Origin of the sequence: Streptomyces sp. NBC_00443 (assembly GCF_036014175.1) — a bacterium.
Taxonomy (GTDB): Bacteria; Actinomycetota; Actinomycetes; order Streptomycetales; family Streptomycetaceae; genus Streptomyces.
This window is the reverse complement of sequence record NZ_CP107917.1, coordinates 3,373,272-3,396,602: the sequence shown is the minus strand read 5'-3', so window position 1 is coordinate 3,396,602 and position 23,331 is coordinate 3,373,272. Positions and strand designations below refer to the sequence as shown.

Annotated in this window: 25 protein-coding genes and 1 pseudogene; 10 read left to right on the top strand and 16 right to left on the bottom strand. The window is 69.3% G+C overall.

Translation table 11 applies throughout. The features are described 5' to 3' along the window. Positions 1 to 2: 2 nt before the first annotated feature. The 4 genes from OHO27_RS14980 to OHO27_RS14965 form a co-directional block, all read right to left on the bottom strand. Entirely contained in the window at positions 3 to 674 is a 672-nt protein-coding gene (locus OHO27_RS14980; RefSeq protein ID WP_328424112.1) for a HEAT repeat domain-containing protein, read from the bottom strand. Between the two features lie 160 nt (positions 675 to 834). Next, positions 835 to 1,953, bottom strand: a complete 1,119-nt coding sequence (locus OHO27_RS14975; protein WP_328424110.1) for a hypothetical protein — start codon at positions 1,951 to 1,953, stop codon at positions 835 to 837. Positions 1,954 to 2,099: 146 nt separating this feature from the next. Further along, the gene (locus OHO27_RS14970; protein ID WP_328424108.1) at positions 2,100 to 3,698 is read right to left on the bottom strand and encodes a M48 family metalloprotease; all 1,599 of its coding nucleotides are present in this window, start codon (positions 3,696 to 3,698) and stop codon (positions 2,100 to 2,102) included. A 115-nt stretch (positions 3,699 to 3,813) separates the two neighbouring features. Beyond that, positions 3,814 to 4,932 carry a hypothetical protein gene (locus OHO27_RS14965; RefSeq protein WP_328424106.1) on the bottom strand — a complete coding sequence of 373 codons (1,119 nt, stop codon included), beginning with the start codon at positions 4,930 to 4,932 and terminating at the stop codon, positions 3,814 to 3,816. A 184-nt stretch (positions 4,933 to 5,116) separates the two neighbouring features. On the opposite strand from OHO27_RS14965, the gene OHO27_RS14960 reads away from it, so the two are divergent. After that, entirely contained in the window at positions 5,117 to 6,271 is a 1,155-nt protein-coding gene (locus tag OHO27_RS14960; protein ID WP_328424104.1) for a cystathionine gamma-synthase, read from the top strand. A gap of 40 nt (positions 6,272 to 6,311) precedes the next feature. Here OHO27_RS14960 and OHO27_RS14955 read toward each other — a convergent pair whose 3' ends face one another. The 3 genes from OHO27_RS14955 to OHO27_RS14945 all read right to left on the bottom strand — a co-directional run bounded on the left by OHO27_RS14955 (position 6,312) and on the right by OHO27_RS14945 (position 7,779). Beyond that, positions 6,312 to 6,560 carry a hypothetical protein gene (locus tag OHO27_RS14955; protein ID WP_328424102.1) on the bottom strand — a complete coding sequence of 83 codons (249 nt, stop codon included), beginning with the start codon at positions 6,558 to 6,560 and terminating at the stop codon, positions 6,312 to 6,314. Beyond that, on the bottom strand, positions 6,557 to 7,069 hold the full coding sequence (locus OHO27_RS14950) for a sigma factor-like helix-turn-helix DNA-binding protein (RefSeq protein ID WP_328424100.1): 513 nt from the start codon (positions 7,067 to 7,069) through the stop codon (positions 6,557 to 6,559). Before OHO27_RS14950 ends, OHO27_RS14955 begins: the two co-directional genes overlap by 4 nt. A gap of 203 nt (positions 7,070 to 7,272) precedes the next feature. Next, positions 7,273 to 7,779 carry a MarR family winged helix-turn-helix transcriptional regulator gene (locus OHO27_RS14945; RefSeq protein WP_328430437.1) on the bottom strand — a complete coding sequence of 169 codons (507 nt, stop codon included), beginning with the start codon at positions 7,777 to 7,779 and terminating at the stop codon, positions 7,273 to 7,275. A gap of 163 nt (positions 7,780 to 7,942) precedes the next feature. On the opposite strand from OHO27_RS14945, the gene ilvA reads away from it, so the two are divergent. The 3 genes from ilvA (at position 7,943) to OHO27_RS14930 (ending at position 11,261) form a co-directional block, all read left to right on the top strand. Then, positions 7,943 to 9,172, top strand: a complete 1,230-nt coding sequence (gene ilvA, locus OHO27_RS14940; protein WP_328424098.1) for a threonine ammonia-lyase — start codon at positions 7,943 to 7,945, stop codon at positions 9,170 to 9,172. Between the two features lie 207 nt (positions 9,173 to 9,379). Beyond that, positions 9,380 to 10,357 carry an ATP-binding cassette domain-containing protein gene (locus tag OHO27_RS14935; protein ID WP_328424096.1) on the top strand — a complete coding sequence of 326 codons (978 nt, stop codon included), beginning with the start codon at positions 9,380 to 9,382 and terminating at the stop codon, positions 10,355 to 10,357. A 103-nt stretch (positions 10,358 to 10,460) separates the two neighbouring features. Continuing rightward, the gene (locus OHO27_RS14930; RefSeq protein ID WP_328424094.1) at positions 10,461 to 11,261 is read left to right on the top strand and encodes an ABC transporter permease; all 801 of its coding nucleotides are present in this window, start codon (positions 10,461 to 10,463) and stop codon (positions 11,259 to 11,261) included. Positions 11,262 to 12,030: 769 nt separating this feature from the next. Here OHO27_RS14930 and OHO27_RS14925 read toward each other — a convergent pair. Both OHO27_RS14925 and OHO27_RS14920 read right to left on the bottom strand, forming a co-directional pair. Continuing rightward, positions 12,031 to 12,492: an ArsI/CadI family heavy metal resistance metalloenzyme gene (locus OHO27_RS14925; protein WP_328424092.1), complete on the bottom strand. Its 462-nt coding sequence runs from the start codon at positions 12,490 to 12,492 to the stop codon at positions 12,031 to 12,033. 27 nt (positions 12,493 to 12,519) lie between these two features. Continuing rightward, on the bottom strand, positions 12,520 to 13,881 hold the full coding sequence (locus tag OHO27_RS14920; RefSeq protein WP_328424090.1) for an NAD(P)-binding domain-containing protein: 1,362 nt from the start codon (positions 13,879 to 13,881) through the stop codon (positions 12,520 to 12,522). 207 nt (positions 13,882 to 14,088) lie between these two features. Here OHO27_RS14920 and OHO27_RS14915 point away from each other — a divergent pair, with 207 nt between their 5' ends. Further along, positions 14,089 to 14,469, top strand: a complete 381-nt coding sequence (locus OHO27_RS14915; RefSeq protein ID WP_328424088.1) for an ArsR/SmtB family transcription factor — start codon at positions 14,089 to 14,091, stop codon at positions 14,467 to 14,469. 43 nt (positions 14,470 to 14,512) lie between these two features. On the opposite strand, the gene OHO27_RS14910 is transcribed toward OHO27_RS14915, so the two are convergent. From OHO27_RS14910 to OHO27_RS14890, 5 genes are all read right to left on the bottom strand, one after another. Next, a complete protein-coding gene (locus OHO27_RS14910) occupies positions 14,513 to 14,848 on the bottom strand; it encodes a YnfA family protein (RefSeq protein WP_328424086.1) in 336 nt (111 codons plus the stop codon). Between the two features lie 308 nt (positions 14,849 to 15,156). Beyond that, positions 15,157 to 15,606, bottom strand: a complete 450-nt coding sequence (locus tag OHO27_RS14905) for a MerR family transcriptional regulator (protein WP_328424084.1) — start codon at positions 15,604 to 15,606, stop codon at positions 15,157 to 15,159. Continuing rightward, positions 15,603 to 15,869, bottom strand: coding sequence for a hypothetical protein (locus OHO27_RS14900; RefSeq protein ID WP_328424082.1), 267 nt, complete (start codon positions 15,867 to 15,869; stop codon positions 15,603 to 15,605). Before OHO27_RS14900 ends, OHO27_RS14905 begins: the two co-directional genes overlap by 4 nt. A 171-nt stretch (positions 15,870 to 16,040) precedes the next feature. Then, complete coding sequence (locus tag OHO27_RS14895; RefSeq protein WP_443059546.1) at positions 16,041 to 16,838, bottom strand: aquaporin; 798 nt, start codon at positions 16,836 to 16,838, stop codon at positions 16,041 to 16,043. 38 nt (positions 16,839 to 16,876) lie between these two features. Then, complete coding sequence (locus tag OHO27_RS14890; protein WP_328424080.1) at positions 16,877 to 17,191, bottom strand: ArsR/SmtB family transcription factor; 315 nt, start codon at positions 17,189 to 17,191, stop codon at positions 16,877 to 16,879. Between the two features lie 102 nt (positions 17,192 to 17,293). Between OHO27_RS14890 and OHO27_RS14885 the strand changes: the two genes are divergently transcribed. The 3 genes from OHO27_RS14885 to OHO27_RS14875 all read left to right on the top strand — a co-directional run bounded on the left by OHO27_RS14885 (position 17,294) and on the right by OHO27_RS14875 (position 19,718). Continuing rightward, positions 17,294 to 17,929 carry an arsenate-mycothiol transferase ArsC gene (locus OHO27_RS14885; RefSeq protein WP_328424078.1) on the top strand — a complete coding sequence of 212 codons (636 nt, stop codon included), beginning with the start codon at positions 17,294 to 17,296 and terminating at the stop codon, positions 17,927 to 17,929. A gap of 49 nt (positions 17,930 to 17,978) precedes the next feature. After that, positions 17,979 to 18,389 carry an arsenate reductase ArsC gene (locus tag OHO27_RS14880; protein ID WP_328424076.1) on the top strand — a complete coding sequence of 137 codons (411 nt, stop codon included), beginning with the start codon at positions 17,979 to 17,981 and terminating at the stop codon, positions 18,387 to 18,389. Positions 18,390 to 19,148: 759 nt separating this feature from the next. After that, complete coding sequence (locus OHO27_RS14875) at positions 19,149 to 19,718, top strand: hypothetical protein (protein WP_328424074.1); 570 nt, start codon at positions 19,149 to 19,151, stop codon at positions 19,716 to 19,718. Between the two features lie 210 nt (positions 19,719 to 19,928). Here the strand turns inward: OHO27_RS14875 and OHO27_RS43130 are convergent. Then, positions 19,929 to 20,628: pseudogene (locus OHO27_RS43130) on the bottom strand (transposase); the annotation flags it as partial. Here OHO27_RS43130 and OHO27_RS14865 point away from each other — a divergent pair. Continuing rightward, positions 20,593 to 21,666 carry a zinc ribbon domain-containing protein gene (locus tag OHO27_RS14865; RefSeq protein ID WP_328424070.1) on the top strand — a complete coding sequence of 358 codons (1,074 nt, stop codon included), beginning with the start codon at positions 20,593 to 20,595 and terminating at the stop codon, positions 21,664 to 21,666. The pseudogene OHO27_RS43130 and the gene OHO27_RS14865 overlap by 36 nt on opposite strands. Positions 21,667 to 21,966: 300 nt before the next feature. After that, complete coding sequence (locus OHO27_RS14860; RefSeq protein WP_328424068.1) at positions 21,967 to 22,635, top strand: ABC transporter permease; 669 nt, start codon at positions 21,967 to 21,969, stop codon at positions 22,633 to 22,635. A 78-nt stretch (positions 22,636 to 22,713) separates the two neighbouring features. Here OHO27_RS14860 and greA read toward each other — a convergent pair whose 3' ends face one another. Continuing rightward, positions 22,714 to 23,214, bottom strand: coding sequence for a transcription elongation factor GreA (gene greA / locus OHO27_RS14855; protein WP_328424066.1), 501 nt, complete (start codon positions 23,212 to 23,214; stop codon positions 22,714 to 22,716). Positions 23,215 to 23,331: the final 117 nt, after the last annotated feature.

Below are 23,331 nucleotides of genomic sequence, written 5' to 3'. Positions count from 1 at the left end.
TCCTATCGTCCCTCCTGGCCGGACCCGCCGAGAGCCACCATGCGCTTCGCCTCCTCGACCGCGAACTCGAATCCGGCATCGGGCTCGTGCAGCAGCCGTTCCGTGGCGAGCGCGTGCGTGCGCACATGCCGGTCAGCAGCGGTCGTCGCAGCGCCCAGAGCCGGCAGAACGGCCTCACCCAGTGAGACCAGCGCCCGGCTGAGGCTCAGCTGCGTCTCCCGCTCACCGCGCCCGAGCTGTGTCGCCAGTACGGCGGCCAGCCCGGACTCCTCGCCGTCCGGTACGAGCACGACAGCGGCCCGCCAGGCGCTCCGCGCCACCTCGTCGTCGGCGTCGGACAGGAGGGCCCGCGTGATCGCCGGCCACGCCTGCCGGTCCCCGATCTTGGACAGCGTGTGCAGCGCCTGACTCCGTGCCTGCGCCCGCTCCGAGCGGACTTCGCGGAGCAGCCGGGGGAGCGTCAAGGACACCGGGTGACGGGTGAGCGCCCAGGTCAGCGCGTCGCGGACGAAGAACTCGGGCTCGATCGCGCTTCGCTCCACGAGCTTGTCGACGAAGCGCGGATCCGGCGTCGTACCGACCGCCAGAGCCGCCCGCAGCCGCACGGACGAACGGCCGTCCTCCAGCGCCCGGAGCGCTCGTGTCGCCTCCGCGTCCTGCCGCGTCATGGTCATCGGGACCACCTCCTCGGCAAGAGTGAAGGCCTTGTCACAGTGTCAAGGTCAAACGCTCACGGGCGACTTCGGACCCTCTTCGGTCATGAGGGCATGATGAGGCTGAGCAGTACGGGCCGGGCGACGGCTGCTGTAAACCGTTCCCGGTACGGCCGAGCTCTCAGATTCCGCCCCGCGCCTTCACCACCTGCGCGGCGCTGAAGTCCCGCTGCCGCACATATGCCTTGATCATCGCGTCCCGGTCGCCCCGGTACGACCACGGCACGGCGTCGATGTACCCGTCGACCAGCCGGAACTGCTCGGCCGCCGCCTCGTACCGGTCCTGCCAGAACAGCAGGCTGGCCAGCAGGTGGCGGACCTGCGGGATTCGCCAGTCCTCGGGGTTCGCGGCCGCCGCGGCCGCCACGTCGACCAGGGCGGCGTCGACCGCCGCGACGATCTCCGGGCGCTTGTAGAACTCGTCCTGCTCCAGGTCGGAGTGCTGGATCTCGTACTCGAAGTACGCCTCCAGCGGCAGCAGGGTCAGCAACTGCCCCGGCACGCCCTTCTCCGCCGCGGACCGGGCGAAGCCCTCCGCCAGCTCGTGCGAGCCGCGCCACTTCGCGCACCAGTACTGCAGGGCGGAGGTGTGCGCGGCCAGGTGGTGCGGGTCGCGCTTGACGATCTCGGCCCAGATCTCCTCGAACCTCTCGTGCGGATACCCGAGGCCCTTCGCCAGCGGGATCTCCACGATGAACGGGCACGGGTCGTCCCCGGCCAGCGCCTGCGCCCGCGCGCACGCCTCACGGGCCTGGTCCAGGATCCTGCGGAAGCCCGCGAACTGCTCCTGCGTGGTGTGCTTGGCGGTCGCCGAGCCGCGTACCTCCCAGGCGAGGTAGATCATCGACTCCGCGAACACCAGCGCCACGTCGGGGTCCTCCGGCCGCTCCGTGCGCCAGGCAAGCAGCCACGAGTCGTCCTTGACGGCCTCGTCGGCCAGCACACTCGAGCGCCGGTCCCGCTCCTGCCAGTCCCGCCCGGCCTCGGCCAGGAACTGCGCACCGGCCTTCCAGTCCCCTGCCCGTACGGCTTCCCGTGCGGCCGCGATCCGAGGGTCGGGCGCGTAGGCCCGGGCGGTGTCCAGCCGCTCGCCGGGCAGGAATCCCAGCCGGGCGGCGGCCTTGGACAGATCCCGGTTGCGGACGGATGCGCCGCCTCCGCTCGGGGCCGATTTCTTCTGTGCGCGATACCAGGAGTAGATCGCGAGCAGGATCACGATGATCGGAAGTATGTGACTCATGGGTGTCTGCGTCCTTGAGCAGTGAGGGGCTTATGCAGCGAACGGGGGAGGGGAAGAGGAAAAGGAGGAGGGGGCGGCGTGTGCCCAAGCCGGGTCTCGGCGATGTGCCGGCCCTGAAGCCGGCGTCGGTCCGGCCTCGGTCTCGGTCAGTGCCCCCGCGCCAGCAACTGCCGCAGTCCCCGCGTGTCCGGTACGTCCTCCACCACGGCGTCCAGCACCTGCTTCAGCTCCTCCTCGTAACCGTCCGGCAGGCGCAGCCGGGCCGAGTCCGACCAGGACAGCTCCCAGTGGGCCCGGCCGAGGCGGACGAACTCGGCGACGACCATGCGGGAGAGGCGGGCACGCACCTGGGGGCGCGCGAACTCGCGCGCCGTGCGGCCCGTGGCGGCCTGCGCCTCCTGCGACTTGGGCAGGCGGTCGGCCATCTGCCACAGCCGGCCCGCGTCGACGGCGTCCAGGAAGGAGGCCAGGGAGCCGTCACCGCCGTGGATCTCGGTGACGGCCGCGCGCAGCGGCTCGGCGTCCTGGTCGGCGTGCCAGAGCATCGACTCGTTGACCAGCTGGGTCCAGCCGGCGGTGCGGCGCAGTTGATGGGCCTCGGGGGTGAGGGCGGCCTGCTCCAGCGCGGCGAAGGCGTGGGCCGGGTCGGTGAGCAGGGAGAGCGCGGGGCGGGCTCCGGTCAGGGCGCGGCCGTCGTCGGGGAGCTGCTCGATGCGGGCGATGCGCTCGGCGATCGGCGGGTGCGAGTCGTACGGCGACCGCTCCTCCTGGGGCCGGGCCCGCCGCATCTCGTCCAGCTCGTCGGCGCGCCCGGCCAGCAGATGGCGCAGCCCGCCGAAGACCTCGCCGGGCGGCGGCAGCAGTCCGGCGCCGGTGCCGAGGGTCGCGTACGACTGCATGTAGAAGCCGTGGGCGGAGTCCAGGACGGGGATCTCGCGCAGCGCGGACGCGGTGGCGTCGCGGCCGGCGATACGCGCGGCGGCCAGGTCGGCGGCGAGCTCCTGCCGCCGGCCCACGCCCTGGGAGGCGCGCAGGTAGAAGGTGCCGTACCAGAGGAACGGCTTGGCGGCGAGGCGGTAGCTCAGGCCCGCCGTCCCGGCGTCGACCGCGCCCGTCTTCCTGCCCTTGGCGAGCCGCTTGGCGTTCTTCTTCTCCTGCTTGGCCTCCTCCTTGGCGACCTTCTTGCGGGAACGCTCGTGCAGGCTGGCGACGGTGCGCATCACCTGGAGGCGGCCGCGCAGAGTGATCGCGGAGAGGCGGGTGTCATGGTTCGTGTAGTGCCCGAACTCATGGGCCAGCACGGCCCGCAGCTGCGGTTCGCTCAGCCCCGCCATCAGCGGCAGCCCGATGTACATACGGCGCCGGCCGGGCTTGAGACCGAGGAACGTCGCGTCCTCGGCGACGGCCGCGTTGACGTCCGGGGTCAGGACCATCTCGTCCGGCGCGCGGCTCCCGGTCTCCTGTGCCAGGGTGCGCACGGCCGTCCAGAGCACCGGCTCCTGCTGCTCGGTCACGGGCAGGCCGGGCAGCGGTTCGTCCTTGGGCGTGCGCAGCGCGAACATGCCCTGCACGATGGGGATCGCCAGCAGCGCGCTGACGATCCACACCTTGGCGGTGACGCTCCCGACCCCGCCCTCCGCGACGGCCCAGTCGACGGCGACGAGCGCGCCGAGCATGACGAAGCCGAGCAGATAGAACCCGGCGAGCAGGATGAGCGCGCGCACGGCGCGCAGAGTTGCCCCCATGTTGGGCAATTCCCCCCACGAGAAATGGACATGACGAAGTGTTGTGGGGGGAAGCGGAGTATGCCCTACCGCAGGTCAGTGCGGCAATGCGGATTCTCTTGGGTGGGTGCGCGGCTCAGTGCGGCAGGGTCGCCGGGCTGCCGCCGTTGGCCTCGTAGCCCGCCACGGCCAGCGCCCGGTAGACCGCGAACTCGGCGGCCGGGTCGGGCGACAGGGTCCAGGGGAGGGCACCGATGTGGCCGTCGACGTGTATCAGCTGGTCCATGGCCTCGGCCCAGCGCTCGCCGCGGACCAGGAAGAACATCAGCAGGTGGCGTACGTGCGCCAGCATCGGGTCGCCGGGGCGGGCCGCGTGCACCGCGTACAGCGCGCCGTGGATCGCCTTGGTCACGACCTCGCTCTGGTAGAAGCCGCTGACCAGGTTCACCTCGGGCAGGTGCTCGAAGACCGCGAACAGCGGCATGGCGGCGAGGAGGGAGCCCTGGGGCGCGCGGGCCGCCGCCGCTTCCGCGAACTCGTACGCCAGTTGGCGCGAGCCGTGCCACTTCTCGCACCAGTAGTGCAGGGCCGCCAGGTGCGCGCCCATGTGGGACGGGGCGCGGTCCAGGATCTTCAGCCAGAGCTGCTCGAACTCCGGCCGTGAGTAGGCGAGTCCTCGCGCGACGGACAGCTCGACGATGTACGGAATCGGGTCACCGGGGGCGAGGAGCGCCGCCTCACCGCACGCCGACTTCGCCTCCTCCATGATGATCCGGAACTCGTCCGTGCCAGGCGTCGCCGTGCGCCATGCCTGCTGCACCAGGAACTCCGCGTGTACGGCCGCCCCGCCCGCGTCCTTGGGCTGCTCGGTGCGCCACACCCGCAGCCACTGCCCGCCCGGCGACTCACTCACGCCGCCCGGCCGCTGCTGCAGCTCCAGCGACGCGGCGCCCGCGAAGGCCTGCACGCGCTGCCAGCGCTGCTCACCGTCCGCCTCGGTGCCCGCGAGGAGCTGGGACGCCGCCTTGTAGTCCTGCGTGCGCTGCACCAGGTCCAGGACGTCCAGCAGGTCCTGGTCGGGGCCGGGCATGCGGATGTCCAGCTCCTCCTGCCGTACGAAGCCGTAATTCGCCGGGTCCGCGGCGTCCGGGTGGCCGGGGTGGACCTGCTCGATCATGCCCCGCCTGCGCCGCATGAACGGCACGACCACAAAGCCGATCATGAGCAGCGCGATCAGGACCCAGAGAATTTCCATGCCTCCAGCGTTCCAGACGCCGCCGACAATTGGCGAACGAGGTCGGGCAGCCTGTGGAAAACGAGTTCCGTGGCGTCCCGTCCTGTGGAAAACGGGTCCGTGGTGAGCGGGCCGAGCAGGCCGAGCCGGGCAGGAATCCCCGTCGTACGGCATCCGCCCCGTTCGCGCATTACGCTCGGTGCCCATGAGCGACAGGCACATCAGTCAGCACTTCGAGACTCTCGCGATCCATGCGGGGAACACCGCCGACCCCCTCACCGGCGCGGTCGTCCCGCCGATCTACCAGGTCTCGACCTACAAGCAGGACGGCGTCGGCGGCCTGCGCGGCGGCTATGAGTACAGCCGTAGCGCCAACCCGACGAGGACCGCCCTGGAGGAGAACCTCGCGGCCCTGGAGGGCGGCCGCCGCGGCCTCGCGTTCGCGTCCGGACTGGCGGCCGAGGACTGCCTGTTGCGTACGCTGCTCAGCCCCGGCGACCACGTGGTCATCCCCAATGACGCGTACGGCGGCACGTTCCGGCTGTTCGCGAAGGTCGTCGCGCGATGGGGCGTGGAGTGGTCCGTCGCCGACACCAGCGATCCGTCCGCGGTCCGGGCCGCCATCACCCCCAAGACCAAGATCGTGTGGGTGGAGACCCCCTCCAACCCGTTGCTCGGCATCACCGACATCGCGGCCGTCGCCCAGATCGCCCGGGACGCGGGCGCCAAGCTCGTCGTCGACAACACCTTCGCCACGCCGTATCTGCAGCAGCCGCTGTCCCTCGGCGCGGACGTAGTGGTGCACTCCCTCACCAAGTACATGGGCGGCCACTCGGACGTCGTCGGCGGTGCGCTGATCGTCGGCGACTCGGACCTGGGCGACGAACTGGCCTTCCACCAGAACGCGATGGGCGCGGTCGCCGGGCCCTTCGACTCCTGGCTGGTGCTGCGCGGCACCAAGACGCTGTCGGTGCGCATGGACCGGCACAGCCAGAACGCCACGAAGATCACCGACATGCTGACCCGGCACGCGCGCGTGACGAGCGTGCTGTACCCCGGCCTGCCCGAGCACCCCGGTCACGAGGTCGCCGCCAAGCAGATGAAGGCCTTCGGCGGCATGGTCTCCTTCCGGGTCACCGGCGGCGAGGAGGCAGCCGTCGAGGTCTGCAACCGCGCCAAGGTGTTCACGCTCGGCGAGTCCCTGGGCGGCGTCGAGTCCCTCATCGAGCACCCCGGCCGCATGACCCACGCGTCCGTGGCCGGCTCCGCCCTCGAGGTCCCCGCCGACCTCGTCCGCCTCTCCGTGGGCATCGAGAACGTCGAGGACCTCCTGGAGGACCTCCAGCAGGCGCTCGGCTAGCCCAGGGCCGCAGGAAAGGGCTGGGGACCGCAGGAAGGGGTCACCAGCCCGTCAGCGGTGGAGTCGTCTCCGACGGCGGCTCCACCCAGGGGCGGGCCGTCAGCGCCCACACCACGAACGCCATCGTCGCGGCGAACAGCACCAGCCACATCAGCAGCACGGCGGCGTTCCTGCGGCGCAGCATGCGGCCGCCGCGCCGCACGGCCTCCGCGTGTAGCTCCGGCGGCACCGGCGGCGGCGTGCGCTCCATGATCCGCCGTGCGGCCGCTTCCCGTTCGGCGCGATTCATGGCGACACCACCTTCGGGCCCAGCACGGCCGGTGCGGGCTCGCGCGGAGGATGCAGCAGGGTCGCGGTCGCCCGGTCGCAGATCGCGTGGACGCGCTCCCTGGGCAGCCCGAGCAGGGCCGCCGCCTGCTCCTCGGCGACGCCCTCGTACAGCCGCAGGACCAGGATCAGGCGTTCCTGGGGGGCCAGCCGGGCGAGCGGGCTTTCGGGGTGCGGGCGGGACCGGCCGAGGGCGCCGAGAAGGCCGTACTGGTGCCAGACGGCCCGGGAGAAGCGGGTGGCCAGGTACTGGCGGGCGCGGTCGTACGGGTCCTCGCCGCGCAGTCGGTCCCAGCACGCGTACGTGTGCGCCAGGGACAGCGTCAGCAGGCGCCGCGCGCGCGGGTTGTCGGCCGGCGGCTCAGCGGTGAGCAGCGTGGCGGCATGCAGCAGCCGCCCTGCCGCGCCCGCGACGAACGCCGCGAACTCGCGGTCCCGGCGGGCGTCCTGGACCACTCGCCGTCGTCCCACCGCCCCTCCTGCCTGACCGACCCTGAGGAACCGGACCCCGGCCCGCGCGTGACGCGTTTCGGCCGCACACGACAGGACCCGGTTTCATATGAGGCCAGTGACGGCCCGGGGTCAAGAGCCGGGAGCGGATCACACGAGTACGCGCGCGTGCGGGAGGCGGATTCCGCGCGGCGAGGGGCGTCGCCGCGGCGCCGAATCGGGCCTCAGGAGGCCGCGGGCGCGTCCGTGCCCGAGATTCCCTGCGCCGCCATCCGTGAGGAGAGCGCGGTGTTGAAGCGAGTCAGGAGGGTGCAGAACGCCACACGCTCCTCCGGGGCCCAGTCCTGCGTCAGTTCGGCCATCAGCTGACGCCGGGACGACCGCACTTCCTCCAGCCGCGACTGCCCGCGCGGGGACAGCTGGAGCACCACCGCGCGCCCGTCCTCGGGGTGCGAGGTGCGCTTGACGAGCCCGGTGTCGACGAGCGGCGCCACCTGCCGGGTCACCGTCGACGAGTCGATCCCCATGCTCGCGGCGAGCGCCTTGACGCCCATGGGGCCTTCCTTGTCGAGGCGGTTGAGCAGCAGGTATGCGGCGCGGTCCATGGAGTTGCGCACCTGTCCGACCCCACCGAGCCGGGTCTGTTCGGCACGACGGGCGAACACCGCCACCTCGTGCTGCAGCGTGTCGAGGAGACCGCTGTCAGCGACGGTCGTCATGTCCATCGACATTTCAGGTGTTGTGGGCATGGCCGGGGGCTCACTTCATGAAGGGGGTGCTGGGTTGGGGGACAGGGTACGCGGCCCGGACGCGGGGTGTACCGGCGCTGCGCAAACCCATCTCGGTGCTTGGTCACACCAGGGCCTTGCGCCTGTGAACTGCGAGACTTGGGTCATGAGCTACAGCGCGGCTGACTCCTTGCCTCCCGTCACTCTCGACGACGTGCGCGGGGCCCAGAAGATGCTGTCCGGCGTGGCGCGCGTGACGGCGATGGAGGGCAGCAGGCACCTGTCCCAGCTGGTGGGCGCGCCGGTACACCTCAAATGCGAGAACCTCCAGCGAACGGGATCGTTCAAGCTGCGCGGCGGCTACGTCCGGATCGCCGGGCTGCTCCCGGAGGAGCGGGCGGCGGGGGTCGTGGCCGCGAGCGCCGGCAACCACGCGCAGGGTGTCGCCCTCGCGTCGTCGCTGCTCGGCGTGCGCTCGACGGTGTTCATGCCGAAGGGCGCCCCGCTGCCCAAGATCAGCGCCACCAAGGACTACGGCGCCGAGGTGCGCCTGCACGGCCAGGTGGTCGACGAGACGCTCGCCGCGGCACAGGAGTACGCCGCCGAGACGGGCGCGGTGTTCATCCACCCCTTCGACCACCCCGACATCATCGCGGGCCAGGGCACGGTCGGCCTGGAGATCCTCGAGCAGTGCCCGGAGGTGCGGACGATCGTCGTCGGCATCGGCGGGGGCGGGCTCGCGGCGGGCATCGCGATGGCGGTGAAGTCGCTGCGGCCCGACGTGCGGATCGTGGGCGTGCAGGCGGCCGGCGCGGCGGCCTACCCGCCCTCGCTGGCGGCCGGGCACCCCGTCGCCGTCGACAACCCGGTGACGATGGCGGACGGGATCAAGGTCGGCAGGCCCGGTGACGTGCCGTTCCGGATCATCGGCGACCTGGTGGACGAGGTCCGCACGGTCAGCGAGGACGAGCTCGCCGCCGCCCTGCTGCTGTGCCTGGAGCGCGCCAAGCTGGTCGTCGAGCCGGCCGGCGCGAGCCCCGTCGCGGCGCTGCTGAGCGACCCCGGCGCCTTCGAGGGCCCGGTCGTCGCGGTGCTGTCCGGCGGCAACGTCGACCCGGTGCTGCTGCAGCGCGTCCTGCGACACGGCATGGCCGCGCAGGGCCGCTACCTCGCCGTACGGCTGCGGCTGACGGACCGGCCGGGCGCGCTCGCCACGCTCTTGGGTGTGTTGTCAGTGGTGGACGCTAACGTCCTCGATGTGAGCCACGTACGGACCGACCCACGGCTCGGGCTCACGGAGGCGGAGGTCGAGCTGCACCTGGAGACGAAGGGCCGGACGCACTGCGTCGAGGTCGGCCAGGCCCTGCGCGAGGCGGGCTACACGGTCATCGGCTGAGACGCGAGCGGTCGTCGGTCGAGGCCCCGGCGGGCGAAAACGCAGGTCGGAGTCACTTTGTCACTCGTTCGGGTAACTCCATTGAGAGACGCGATACATCGCGTTATGGTGTGTCTCGTAGATACGGCACAGCGCCGAGTATGGCGCGGAACGAACAGTGCGAAAACCTAGGCTTTCCGAAGTTTCCCCGAACACGTGGAGATTCATATGCCAGGCGCCATCTATGCCGAAGGCCTGGTGAAGACCTTCGGTGACGTAAGGGCTCTGGACGGCGTCGACCTCGATGTTCCCGAGGGCACGGTCCTGGGCCTGCTCGGGCCGAACGGCGCGGGCAAGACGACGGCCGTCCGCTGTCTGACGACCCTGCTGCGCCCCGACAGTGGCTCGGCGGTCGTCGCGGGCATCGACGTCCTCAAGGACCCCGACGCCGTGCGCCGTTCCATCGGTCTGTCCGGACAGTTCGCGGCGGTGGACGAGTACCTCACCGGCCGCGAGAACCTGCAGATGGTCGGCCAGCTCTACCAGATGAGGGCAAAGGCGGCGAAGGCCCGCGCGGGCGAGCTGCTGGAGCAGTTCGGCCTCGCCGACGCAGCCGACCGTCCCACGAAGACCTACTCCGGCGGCATGCGGCGCCGCCTCGACCTGGCGGCCGCCCTGGTGGTCTCGCCGCCCGTGATGTTCATGGACGAGCCGACGACCGGACTCGACCCACGCAACCGCCAGATGCTCTGGGAGGTCATAAAGCGCCTGGTCTCGGGCGGTACGACACTGCTGCTGACCACCCAGTACCTCGAAGAGGCCGACCACCTCGCACACGAGATCGCGGTCGTCGACCACGGCCATGTCATCGCCACCGGCACCTCCGACCAGCTCAAGGCCCGCACCGGCGGCGAGCGCGTCGAACTCGTGGTGCACGAGCGCGACGAGATCCAGACCGCCTCCGAGGTGTTGCGCGGCTTCGGCAAGGGCGACACGACGGTCGAGGAGCACATGCGCAAGCTCACCGTCCCCGTGACCGGCGGCGCCAAGCTCCTCGCCGAAGTCATCCGCGAGCTCGACACCCGGGGCATCGAGATCGACGACATCGGACTGCGCCGCCCGACCCTCGACGACGTCTTCCTGTCCCTGACAGGACACGTGGCCGAGATGAAGGACGACGAGAACGGCAAGGAGGCCGCCAAATGAGTGCTCTCGACGCCGTGCGGGTCGCGCCGGCCACGTACCCGCCAGGATCCATCTCGCTGCGCATCCGGGACCGGCGGAGCCACGCCTTGAAGGAGCAGGTGAAGTGAGCGCCATCAACGACTCCGCGGTCATCGCCCGTAGGAATTTGATCCGCATGGGCCGGATTCCCGAGATGATCATTTTTGGGCTGATCCAGCCAATCATGTTCGTAGTGCTGTTCACCTACGTGTTCGGTGGCTCGATCCAGGTTGGATCGTCGAACTCCACCCAGGCTTACCGCGAGTTCTTGATGGCCGGCATCTTCGCCCAAACCGTCACGTTCGCTACGGCGGGTGCGGGTGCGGGCATCGCCGACGACATGCACAAGGGCCTCATCGACCGCTTCCGCTCCCTGCCGATGGCACGTGGTGCGGTGCTGACCGGGCGCACCTTCGCCGACCTGGTGCAGACGGCGCTCACCCTCGTCGTCCTGGCGGTCGTCGCCGTGATCGTCGGCTGGCGCACGCACGAGAACATCGGCAAGGTACTCGCCGGGTTCGGGCTGCTCCTGCTTCTCGGTTACGCGTTCTCGTGGATCGGCGCCCTCATCGGACTGTCCGTGCGCACCCCTGAGGCAGCGACCTCGGGCGGCCTGATCTGGCTGTTTCCGCTGACGTTCATCTCGAACGCCTTCGTGGACGCGAACCAGATGCCCACCTTCCTACAGCACATCGCGGAGTGGAACCCGTTCAGCGCCACCGTGCAGGCCTGCCGCGAGCTGTTCGGCAACCTTCCCCCGGGCTTCCAGGCATCCGACGCCTGGCCTATGCAGCACCCCGTGTGGGCCTCGCTGATCTGGTCGGTCGTGATCATCCTGCTCTTCCGCACGCTCGCGGTCCGGAAGTACCGCCGGGCGACCGGCTGACGGTTTCCGATCCTGTTCGTCAAGATCGGCTCGATTGCGGCTGGTGTGTATGCCGCTCTGGGCAGGGAGAACGACCCGCAAGGAAGGCTCCTCCACGAGGAGGGGCCTTCTTGTTTGCGCGTATGAGGCGTTGGGCGGCCGTACCGTCGTCTGCGCCATCGGCGTCGCGAAGTTCTCCGAGTGGCATGTGAGTTCGTGAGCTGGTGCTGTGGAGCCCTCAACGCAGCCGAGTTACAACCCTCTGTACTTGATCAAGGCCCGTGCACGGCGCGGGCGCGCGCCGCTTCTGCGGCGCGGCCTGCCTCCCGTCTGCGCCCCGGCTGGCCGCGCCCGGCGGCGCGCTGCCTGCATGCGGGCAAGGACGGGATGTTCCTTGCGAGTCAAGACGCCACAAAGGACCGGAAACTGGCTGTGCTGTGAAATGGAGAAGTGCCGTAACCAGGGCGACCGGTCTGGGGTCTGTTGGCCGTTCTCTGCCCCACGGGGCTCGTGAGGTGCGACCCCAGGACTGACGTACGGGCCGCACCACAAGCGCACCAATGCGAGCGGGAAACAGCGGGGAACCACGGTGAAAGCAGCCCAGCCCTACGAGACCGCGATCCGTCCGTCTGCCCAGGTCAACGCCCGAACTGCCCTCAAATACCCGCAGCTTCCCAAGCTGAGGGCGCGAGTTCGCCCAGCTAGGCCGCACAGAAGGGCGGCGCGAGGCCGTGACCGGTCCCCGTGCCGGTCACGGCCTCGCTGGTGTGAAGGTGGGTCGACGGCCGGATCAGCAGCAGCCGCCCACAGTGACCGGTTCCTTCGAGTCGGTGTTGTCCGAGGCAGGGGTGCAGCAGGTGCTGCCCTGTTGTTTGGCAAGGGAGTTGGCGTCGGCCTTAACGACGTAGACCTCCCAGGGTTCCTGGCCGGGGCCGTGGACCCAGACTTTGTCCTGGAGGGCGTAGCAGCAGGTGGTGTCGTTCTCCTCGGTCGTCGCCAGGCCGGCCTCACTCAGGCGGGCTGTGGCGGTGTGAACGGCTTCCGTCGATTCCACCTCGACGCCGAGGTGGTCCAGGCGGGTGTCTTCGTCCGGGGTGCCTTCGATCAGGACGAGCTTGAGCGGGGGCTCGGTGATCGCGAAGTTGGCGTAGCCATCGCGGAGTTTGGCGGGCTCGGTGCCGAAGAGTCGGCTGTAGAAGGCGATGGACGCGTCGAGATCCGGGACTCGCAGAGCCAGCTGTACACGGGACATGTCGATCCTCCTTGTGTAGGTATGAGGTCAGCAGCCGCCGGTGGATGCCGGGGCGCCGACGCCGATCTGGAGGGTGGTGGGGGCGGCGCAGCATCCGCCGCCGGACTCCTCGGCGTTCTCCGGCTCGTCGAAGAGGCCCGCGCCGCCGCACACGCCCGTTTCCGGGAGGGTGAGTTCGACGCGCTCGGCGGCCTCCTGGTCGCCTGCGATGGAGGCGGTGATGGAGCGGACCTGCTCGTAGCCGGTCATGGCGAGGAACGTCGGGGCGCGGCCGTAGGACTTCATGCCGACCAGGTAGACGCCCTGTTCCGGGTGGGAGAGCTCGTTGACGCCGTGTGGGTAGACCGTGCCGCAGGAGTGGACGTTGGGGTCGATGAGCGGCGCGAGTGCGGTCGGAGCCTGGAGGCGCTCGTCAAGGCCGAGGCGGAGCTCGGAGAGGAAAGACAGGTTGGGGCGGAAGCCGGTGAGGACGATGACCTCGTCGACCGGATCGAGTCGGCGGCCGTCCTCCGCGACAAGGACAAGCTGATCGCCGTCGCGTTCCACGGCCTGTGAACGGAAGCCGGTGACGGCGCTCGCATGGCCGGCCTCAACGGCGGCCTTGGCGCGCAGGCCGAGTGCTCCGCGGGCGGGGAGCTGGTCGGCCTCGCCGCCGCCGTAGGTGTTGTCGCTGATTCCGCGGCGCAGAATCCACACCGCGTGCGTGCCGTCGTTCTCCTTCGCGAGGTCGGCGAGGAGGGCGAGGGCGGTGAAGGCGGAGGCGCCGGAGCCGACGACGGCGGTTCGCTTGCCCGTGTATCGGGCGCGAACGGCCGGGTCACTCAGGTTGGGGACGCGGTAGGTGATGCGGTCGGCGGTCTTCTTCTCGCCGAGGGCGGGCAGGCCGTCGGCGCCCATCGGGCTCGGGGCGGACCAGGTGCCGGAGGCGTCGATGACTGCGCGGGCGGTGATTCGCTCCTCGGCCCCGTCGGCGGACTGGATGTGCACGGTGAACGGCTGCTCGTCGCGGCCGGAGTCGACGATGCGGTCGCGGCCGGCACGGGCGACGCCGGTCACTGTGGCGCCGTAGCGGACCTTGCCGCCGAGGACGTCGGCGAGCGGCTGGAGATAGCGCTCGGCCCAGTCGCCGCCGGTCGGGTAGGTGGACGCGTCGGGGCGGACCCAGCCAGTCGGGGCCAGGAGTTTCTCCGCGGCCGGGTCGATGAGCTCGCCCCAGGTCGAGAACAGCCGAACGTGCGACCACTCGCGCACAGTGCTGCCAGCCGTCGGGCCAGTCTCCAGGACCAGGGGTTCGATGCCGCGCTCGACGAGATGTGTACCGGCAGCCAGGCCGATGGGACCGGCGCCGATGACCACGACGGGCAGTTTGTCGGTGGTGAGCGCGTTCACGAGATTCCCCTTTGTTTCGACATTCGTCGATATCCTGTCGGTGCCAGCATTGCACCTGTATCGACAGACGTCAACATAGACATTCATCGAATCTGGAGATCAGTTGGAAACGGGGTAGGCGTAGTGGCGCTCGGGGCACGCCACCTCTCAGGATCTGAGACTGTCCGACCCTCGCATCATTAGTTCGACATGTGTCAACATAGATGCATGTCGAATACGAAGGTGCTGCCGCTGCTGGAACCCGCCCCCGGCGAGGCTGTGGCGCCGTGCTGCCCACCGGTCACAGAGCGCCCCTTCACCGCGGAGGAGGCCGAGACGGCCGCGCGGATGTTCAAGGCGCTCGGCGACCCGGTGCGGCTTCGGCTTTTCTCGGCTGTGGCCTCTCACGAGGGCGGGGAGGCATGCGTGTGTGACATCTCCGACGTCGGCGTCTCCCAGCCGACCGTCTCCCACCACCTGAAGAAGCTCAAGGAAGCCGGGCTGCTCACCTCCGAGCGGCGGGGCACCTGGGTCTACTACCGAGTCGAGCCGACAGTCCTCGCGGCCATGGGGCAGCTGCTGATCAAGGCCGCGCCGACCGCGGCCTGATCGCCATAGCCGTGAGCCGCCAGGCTCGCCGTATCGGGGTGGCTCAATTGCCGCGCGGCGCGTACATCAGTACCGCCATGCCGACGAGGCAGATGAGAGCTCCGATGATGTCGTAGCGATCGGGGCGGTACCCGTCGGCGATCATGCCCCAGGCGATCGATCCGGCAACGAAGATGCCACCGTAGGCGGCCAGAACACGGCCGAAATTCTCGTCGTGCTGCAAGGTGGCGACGAACCCGTACAAGCCGAGCGCGATGACACCCGCGCCGGCCCAGATCCAGCCCTTGTTCTCGCGGACGCCCTGCCAGATCAGCCACGCACCACCGATTTCGAACAGTGCGGCGACAACGAATAGGGCGACGGAAGGCGCAACGGACATGGGCCGGACTTTACGCAGGTCACCGGTGCCCGCTGACAGCCGGTGCTGCCTTGCCGGCGCACCCGCACGCGGAATCTGTGCCCGGACGGGAGCAGGAGCAGCCTGCCCGGGCCCGGCGTCGGCCCAGCCACCACGTCCCGGCTGCCGCGACGGCGAGTGCCAGGGCGAGGGCGGGAAGCCCGCCGACCACCGCGGCGGCGCCGCCCAGTACCTCAGCTGCGATCAGCGCGGGCAGCAGACAGCAAGCCGCGCAGGCTAGCCCGGCCAGGGCGCCCAAGGCCCGGGGTGCCCGCGCGGTGCGGTGAAGGTCAGCAGCAGGATCCGCCATGGCGTTCCCCCGCGGCGAGTTCGGCGAACGGTAGTGGACAGGACGGGCTGGTCGCACAGACAGTCAGGTCGTCGCAGCCCGCGGCTACGGCTTCGGTGAGCGAGGCGCGGATGACGTTCAGATCGGCGATCTTCGCGTCGATCTCGTCGATCTTGCGCCGGGCGCGCTGCTGGAGACCGGCTTCGCTGCGGCCGTGCCGATGCGCGCCCGCTTCCAGAAGATCGGCGACCTCGTCGAGGGTGAAGCCGAGCCGCTGCGCAGCCTTGATCACGCGCAGGGTGGTCACCGCGTCCGGCGGATACATGCGGTGTCCGCCGTTGGACCGGTGCGGCTCGGGCAGCAGCCCGCGCCGCTCGTAGTAGCGCAGCGTCTGCGGGTTCACCCCAGCGGCTACGGCGACCTGCCCGCTGCTCAGTTCCTGCGCGCTCATGACCCGGTCCGAGCGGTCTCGGCACGTGCCGCGAGCGCCTCTACCACCGGGGCGTGCTCTGTTGGCGCACTGATGTCCATCAGCAGCCGTCCGGCCTCGCCGTGGAAGTCGAAGGTAAAGAACGAGCAGCAGGCGGTCTCTCGCTGCGCGAGATCGCGGGCCCGTTCCTCCGCCGTTCCGTCCAGTACCAGCCGTAGGCGGCCAGGCTCCTGTCGGTCCACATCGAGCAGCGCGTCAACGAACAACGAGTCGAACTCCGCCACGCGCAAGGGCTGCCCGGCGGTCGGCAACGTGCATGCATCCGGCACCCAAGGTTCCATCACGGCACCCTCAATCGATCAACGCCACATCCGGCGGAAGCGGCCTCGAATTCGACGGTAAACCTGTACCTGAGTACCGGATGCAACCCCGTCTGCCTCGATCGGTCATCCGAGTCAGTCGGCGGCTTTCTGGCCGGGCATGAAGATGAGGGCCACCAGGGCCAAGCCGACCACGGCGCCGATGAGTTGCATGCCGATGAAGCCCGCCACCGACGCCGGGGCGATGCCGGCGAAGGTGTCGGTGAAGGCGCGGCCAATCGTCACGGCCGGGTTGGCGAAGGACGTGGACGAAGTGAACCAGTACGCGGCGCCGATGTAGGAGGCGACCGCGACGGGGGCGTAGCGGAGGCGGTCGGTGCGGGCCAGGCCGAAGATCACCAGGATCAGTCCGGCCGTCGCGACGATCTCACCAAGGAGCAGGTGTCCGGCCGAGCGGTCGTGGGTGGACCACTTGACCATCGGTTCGCCGAACATCGCGTCGGCCAGGATCGCGCCCGCGATGGCGCCGGCGATCTGCGTGGGGACGTAGATTGCGGCCTCCCGCAATGTCACGCCGGGGCCGCCACGGCGAGCGTTCCACCACTCGGCGAGAGTGACGGCGGGGTTGAAGTGCGCCCCGGACACCGGGCCGAGCAGCAGGATCAGAACCCCGAGGCCGAAGACGGTGGCCGTGGAGTTCGCCAGGAGCTGCAGGCCGACGTCCTTGGTCAGTTCGGTGGCCTGGATGCCGGAGCCGACCACCACCGCCACGAGTGCCGCGGTGCCGACCAGTTCGGCCGCGGCCCTGGCGAGCAGCGGCGGTGTCTGGGGCGGGGTGGCGCCTGGGCCGGGCTGCGGGTCGGTCCCGACCGCGTCGGGGGCTATCGGGGATTCCTCGGCTCTGTCGTGCTCGGCAGCTTCGGTGGCGGTCAACTGGGCTCCTCGGTGCAGGGTCGCCGTAGGGGCGGGGATCAGGGGCAGGACCGCTTGACGTTGTTCTCGGCGGTGGTGCGCGCGGTCTCCGCCAGGTCGGCGAACTGGCCCGCGAGGGAGGTGATGACGTCGGGCTTGAGCCGGTAGTAGGTGAACCGGCCGCATGGCTCGGTCTCCACGACCCCGGCCTCGCGCAGCACCTTCAGGTGGTTGGAGAGGTTGGTCTGTCTGGCCCCCGTCTCCTCGATCAGGTGCGTGGTGCAGAGCGTCTCCTTGGCGAGCAGGGTGACGATCCGAAGGCGGAGCGGGTCCGCGAGAACCCGCAACAGATCAGTGTCGACTGACGTCAGCATGGACTGATAATCTCACATCACTCCGGGCTGATACCAGCCTGGGCTGATCTTTGGGACCCGTATCCCCACGCCCGTGGGACCAATGCCCCGAAGGGGGTTCCCATGACCGCATCCTCGCCCCCCGTCCTGCCCGACGACCGCCTTGCGTCCGGCATAGCCCGCCTCGCCCTGCACTACCGCGGACGCTTCTCCGCTGAGACGATCCAGCGCCTGGTCATCGACTCCTACGAGCGGCTGGCCGAGCACGCCCGGGTCCGTACTCACCTGGTGGTGCTGGCCGAGCACCTGGCAACCGAGCGTCTGAACGCCCTCGCCCACATCGAGGGCGCACCGGGGTGCGGCCTGCCACGAGTGCTGTTCGTATGCAGCCACAACGCCGGCCGCTCCCAGATGGCCGCCGCTCTCCTCGCCCACCGAGCGGGCGGACACGTGGTCGCCTCCTCCGCCGGCACAGACCCTGCGGCCGAGGTCGAACCGGTCGTCGCCCAGGCACTCATTGAGGCCGGTGTGAACCTTGCGGACGCGTTCCCCAAGCCGCTGACCGACGAGGTCGTGCAGGCGGCCGACATCGTCATCACGATGGGCTGCGGCGACGCCTGCCCCGTGCTCCCAGGCCGCCGTTACCTGGACTGGCCCGTCACCGACCCCGAGGGCGCCCCGATCGCCGTCGTCCGCGGCATCCGCGACGAGATCGACGCTCACATCACCGAACTCCTCGCCTCCCTGCCGAGCACCTGAACCCATCCCCCTGCACAACCTGCTTGATGCACTGACGAAGGAAGAACCGATGTCCTCCAGCCCGCTCGCCTCCGTGCTGTTCGTCTGCGTCCACAACGCCGGGCGCTCCCAGATGGCCGCCGGATTCCTCAGCCACCTCGCGGGCGACCGGATCGAGGTCCGCTCCGCCGGCTCCATCCCCGGCGACCGGGTCAACCCAGCCGCCGTCGAGGCCATGAACGAGGTCGGCATCGACATCTCCGCGGCCGAGCCGAAGATCCTCACCACCGAGGCCGTCCAGGCGTCCGACTACGTCATCACCATGGGCTGCGGGGACGCCTGCCCGATCTTCCCCGGCAAGAAGTACCTCGACTGGGCCCTGGAAGACCCGGCTGGCAAGGGCGTCGAGGCCGTCCGCCCCATCCGCGACGAGATCCACAAGCGCATCGAGGCCCTGATCGCAGAGATCGACGCCCAGTAGAAGGCGTGAGTCCGGACTCGGTCGGAGACGGCATACGCCAGGTCATCATCATCAGCTCCGGCCCCGCCGGACGACCCGGCCGACCTGCTGCTGGCTGGGACGTCACGCGAGAGCACGAAATCAGCAGGGTGCCCCGCGCGGCAGGTACCGCGCGGGGCTCGTTGCTTGCTGGTTCAGCGTCGCGTTCCGACGTAAAGCAGGACGTCGATCATGAGCGGCCCTGGTGGCACGAGGTGAACGCAGTCAGGGCAGGCGAAGAGCGTAAAGCCGGGACCGCTGACCCGCTCGACGTCACGGACGGGTACGGCACCTTCTGACTCTCGCTCGCATCGGCAGCAGACGCGTGAGCTAGAGATCTTTAACGGTGCGGGTTACGGCGGTTGGATGTGGCTGAGCTCATCGGCGAGTGGGCGCGCGGCAAATCAAATCATGCCGCACTTCATAACCTAATCCTGTGCAAAGGGGACGTGAAACCGGTTAGGCGTCGATGGACGGGCGGCCGAGCGGCAGCTGGGGGCTCTTCAGTCGGCTGCGGCGAGATTCGTCGGAATCGCCTCGGGACAGACGATGCCGCGGTTCCGTGCGCCCCTGGTGCTTGTGAACCGCGGTCGCGCTTCCAGTGCCCCCTCACGGGCGGTTTGGCATCCGGAGCAGGTCAGGGCCTGCCGCAGGACAGTGACACTCGGATGGCTGCGGGGGGATGACCTGGCCATCGGGGCGGGAGCCGTCCGCATGCCTTCCGTTGACCAAGGGAGAAGCATGGCGAACGAGCTGAAGTTCGGCGACCAGGTCCACCTGCAGAACGGCTACAACAGCTGGGCGGGCGGGTACCTGGACACCAACGGCCACAGCAGCGACGGCGGGGCGAAGTACGGGGTGTCGACGGCCGACTCGCCCACGCGTGGGGAAGGCACCGGAACCTGGCAGATCCTCTCCGCCACTGGCAAAGCCGTTGGTGCCAACGTGGTCAGCGGGGACCTGGTCTACCTGCGGAACCTCTATGGCGGTGACGGCGGCTACCTCGACACCAACGGGGGCGCGACCGCCGACCAGAAGAACGGCGGCGGCAAGTTCAACGTCCTGACGTCCAAAGACAAGGACCGCGCCCCCGGTACCGGCCGCTGGCGCCTTTTCGCCCAGGCGTCCAGCCCCGGTGACCAGCATGTCCGGCCCGGAGACGTGATCCACTTGTGGAACACCTACGGTGACAACGGCGGCTTCCTGGAGACGAACGGAGGCGGACCCGCCGGCGGCAAGTACGACGTGTGCACCAACGCCTACTACAACCGGGCCCAGAACGTCGGCGACTGGAAACTCCACCGCGCGTAAGCCGGCACCGGCAGCATCGCTCACCACTGTGGCCCCATCCGACACCTCTCAAGGGCCACGCCAACCCGCCCTGGACCTCACGGACCAGGGCGGGTTCGGATCTGTGACCACCTGGGATTGCCCGCTTTGGATCGCGACACCATCACGGTGGACCGCGACCTGGTGGCCTCCTAGTTCCTGGAGATCTTTAACGGCCGGGGTTGTGGAGGTTGGAGGTTGGAGCCCGGTTTTGGCGACGAGTCCCTCGATGAGGCGGGGCCGGTACTGCATCCGCTTCAGCCGCGTCTTCACCAACGTGGTGAGCTGGTCGAGGCTGTGTTTGGTGAGGTTGGCCAGCGGCCTCTTCAGGTGCGCCCACACACCCTCGACCGGATTGAACTCTGGAGCGTACGGCGGAAGCTGGTAGACGGTCAGCCATAACCGGGCGTCGATCAGCTGCCGCATGGTGCGGCTGACGTGTGTGTTCATGTTGTCCCAGACCAGGACGATGGGGCCGCCGAGCTGCTGGTGCGCGGCGTCGAACAGACGGGCGTAGTGGGTCTCGGTGAAACCCTTGCGCCGGCCTTTGGCGGGGCCGCGGTCGAGGTGGATGCGGTAGATCAGCCGCGGCCGGTGGCCGGGCCTGGTGCAGATCAGCGCCGCCATGGAGACGCGTTTGGTGCCTGCGGCGGTAACCCGCACGATGGGTGTGTGTGACCTCGGCGCCCCCAGGTTCGGCCCTTCGGCGGCCTCAGGCCCTGGCCGGCTTCGTCCTCGAAACAGAGCCAGGCGCCCAGGTCCGCCGCCGTCCTTTTATGACGGGCCACCGCTCGTCCTTCCACGCGGCAATCCTCGCCTCATCCCGCTCGGTGGCCTTGCGGGACGGGACCTGGCTGTGACACAGGAGGACGTAGCCCGTCACCTCAACGCCCTCGGTTACACCCAGCGCAATGGGAAGCCGTGGGTCGGAGGCAATCTCGGCCGGCGCATCGAGGCCTGCCTTCGCGGCTACGTGGAGTTCGTATTCGCGGGCGAGAATGAGGACGGCGATCCGATCACGACGAGCTTCCGAATCGACGTTCCGAGGCCGCTGTCTGAGGCGCGCATCGTGCAACTGCGTGCCGCCATCAACCGGGGCAAGCGCACCAAGGGCAAGCACTCGCGATACCTGCTGTCCAACCGCCTCGTCAGCGTGTGTGGGGCGCACCGGACCGGCGGCAGCACCGCCACCGGCCGCTACTACCGCTGTATGGGAGGTCGCGTAGAAGGGGGAGCGTCCCAGAACCATGAGGATTGCTGGGAGTTGCCGGTTGAGGATGTCGACGCGGCTGTCTGGTCTGAGATCGAGGGCCTGTTGGAAGACAGGACGACGCTGCATGGGCTGATTGCCAAGTGGCTGGGCACCGTTCCGGCAAGGGCTTCTTCCTACCGGCGCCGACTGGTGGAACTGGACGAGCAGCTTGAGAAGAAGCGGGGGAGCCGTAAGCGCAAGATCGCTTTGCTTCTGGCTTCCGCCGAGGACGGGGAAGACGACGCTGCCCTGATCGAGGAGCTGAAGGCGGAGCTGAGGCAGCAAGAAGAGGAGCTGCTTCAGGAGCGCAGCCGCGTCGCTGACTGGTTGGGCGATGCGGAGGCTCAGGAAGAGCGAGCGAGGGAACTTCTCCACGCGGTGGACGGCATCGACGTGTCGGCGGAGAGCTTCACCCTGGACCAGAAGTTGGATCTTCTGGAGCTGCTCGACGTTCAGGTCCAGGTCATGGACAAGGGGATCCCCCGACACAAGGGTCTGGTTGACCCCATCACGGAGTGGCACCGAGAGAACGATGTCCCGGTCCCGGCTCAGCTGACGGGCGAGATGTGGGACAAGGTCAAGGACATCCTGTCGGGGACCCGGCAGTGGAAGGACGTGCGCGGTGCGTTCGACGTGATGTTGGAGAAGCTACGGACGGGGAAGCCGTGGAACGAGTGACAGCGGATGCGAGCGGATCGGTGGACGGGTCTATGCGTCGCTGTATCGGTGCGTCCATCACTGGTTCGATTCTGAGGAGTACCAAGCCGCTCTGGAGGCTCTGAGGCCCTATCGAGCGGTTCCTGTGCCGCCCTCGTACGTGCTGCCGCGGATGCTGGTGACGGGTGCCGTTGATCCGAAGTTCACTGCTTCCCAGGTGGCGGGGGAGTGCAAGCACGTCTGCGAGTGCCGTGGGGTCGGTGAAGCGGGTGGCGCCCCGAGTTGCAACCTCGCCTCGACGGGCGAGCAAGCGGCGGATCCATGCAGATCGGCAGCAGCACCAGCGCCGTCGACTACAAGAACTTCCTGATGGCGGGCATCTTCGCGCAGACCGTCACCTTCGCCACCGCCAGCTCCGGCGCGGGCATCGCCGACGACATGCACAAGGGGCTCATCGACCGCTTCCGCTCCCTGCCCACGGCGAGAGGGGCGGTGCTCACCGGTCGTACCTTCGCCGACCTCGTCCAGACCGCCCTGACCCTGGTCGTCCTGGCGGTGGTCGCCCTGCTGGTCGGCTGGCGCGTCGGGTCGGACGGCAGCACCAACGCCGGCCGGGTGCTGGCGGCCTTCGGACTGCTGCTCCTGCTCGGCTATGCGTTCACCTGGATCGGCGCCCTGATCGGCATGTCCGTCCGTACGCCCGAGGCGGCCACGTCCAGTGGACTGATCTGGCTCTTCCCGGTCACGTTCATCTCGAACGCGTTCGTGGACACCAGCCACATGACCCCGTGGCTGCGGCACGTCGCCGACTGGAACCCCTTCAGTGCCACGGTCCAGGCCTGCCGCGAGCTCTTCGCCAACCCGGGAGTCTCACCGTCGGACGCCTGGCCCATGCAGCATCCGGTGTGGGCCTCGCTGATCTACTCGGTCCTGATCATCGTCGTCTTCCGCACCCTGGCGGTTCGGAAGTACCGCTCGGCGACGGCATGACGAAGCCCCCGGCGCCGGTGGGCGCCGGGGGCTCGTCAAAGGGGATGCAGGCCGGGGGCAGCCGCCGCACGGCCCGGGTCAGCCGCTGTAGGGCTCGGCCTTCAGGATCTTCACCGAGGCCCTCTTGCCGTTCGGCAGCTCGTACTCCGCGCCCTCGCCGACCTTGTGGCCGATCACGCCGGAACCCAGCGGGGACTGCGGGGAGTACGTCTCGATGGCCGAGCTCGCGTACTCGCGCGAGGCGAGCAGGAAGGTCATCGTGTCGTCCTCGTCACCGTCGAAGGCGATCGTCACGACCATGCCGGGCGCCACCTCGCCCTCCGCCGACGCCGGCGCCTCGCCGACCTTGGCGTTCTCCAGGAGCTGGGTCAGCTGGCGCACACGGAGCTCCTGCTTGCCCTGCTCCTCCTTGGCCGCGTGGTACCCGCCGTTCTCGCGCAGGTCGCCCTCCTCGCGCGCGGCCGCGATCTTGGCGGCGATCTCCGTGCGCGCAGGACCAGACAGGTGCTCCAGCTCGGCCTTGAGCTGGTTGTACGCCTCCTGGGTCAGCCAGGTGACGTTCTCGCTGGTCTGGGTCACAGGTGCTCCTCGTAGGTACTGGGAATACAAAGCATCGCCCTACCCAGAAGGATGTTCCTTCATGGATGGGCGAAACCACGAGCCTAACAATTCAACGGCCGAAGGGGGAGGACATAA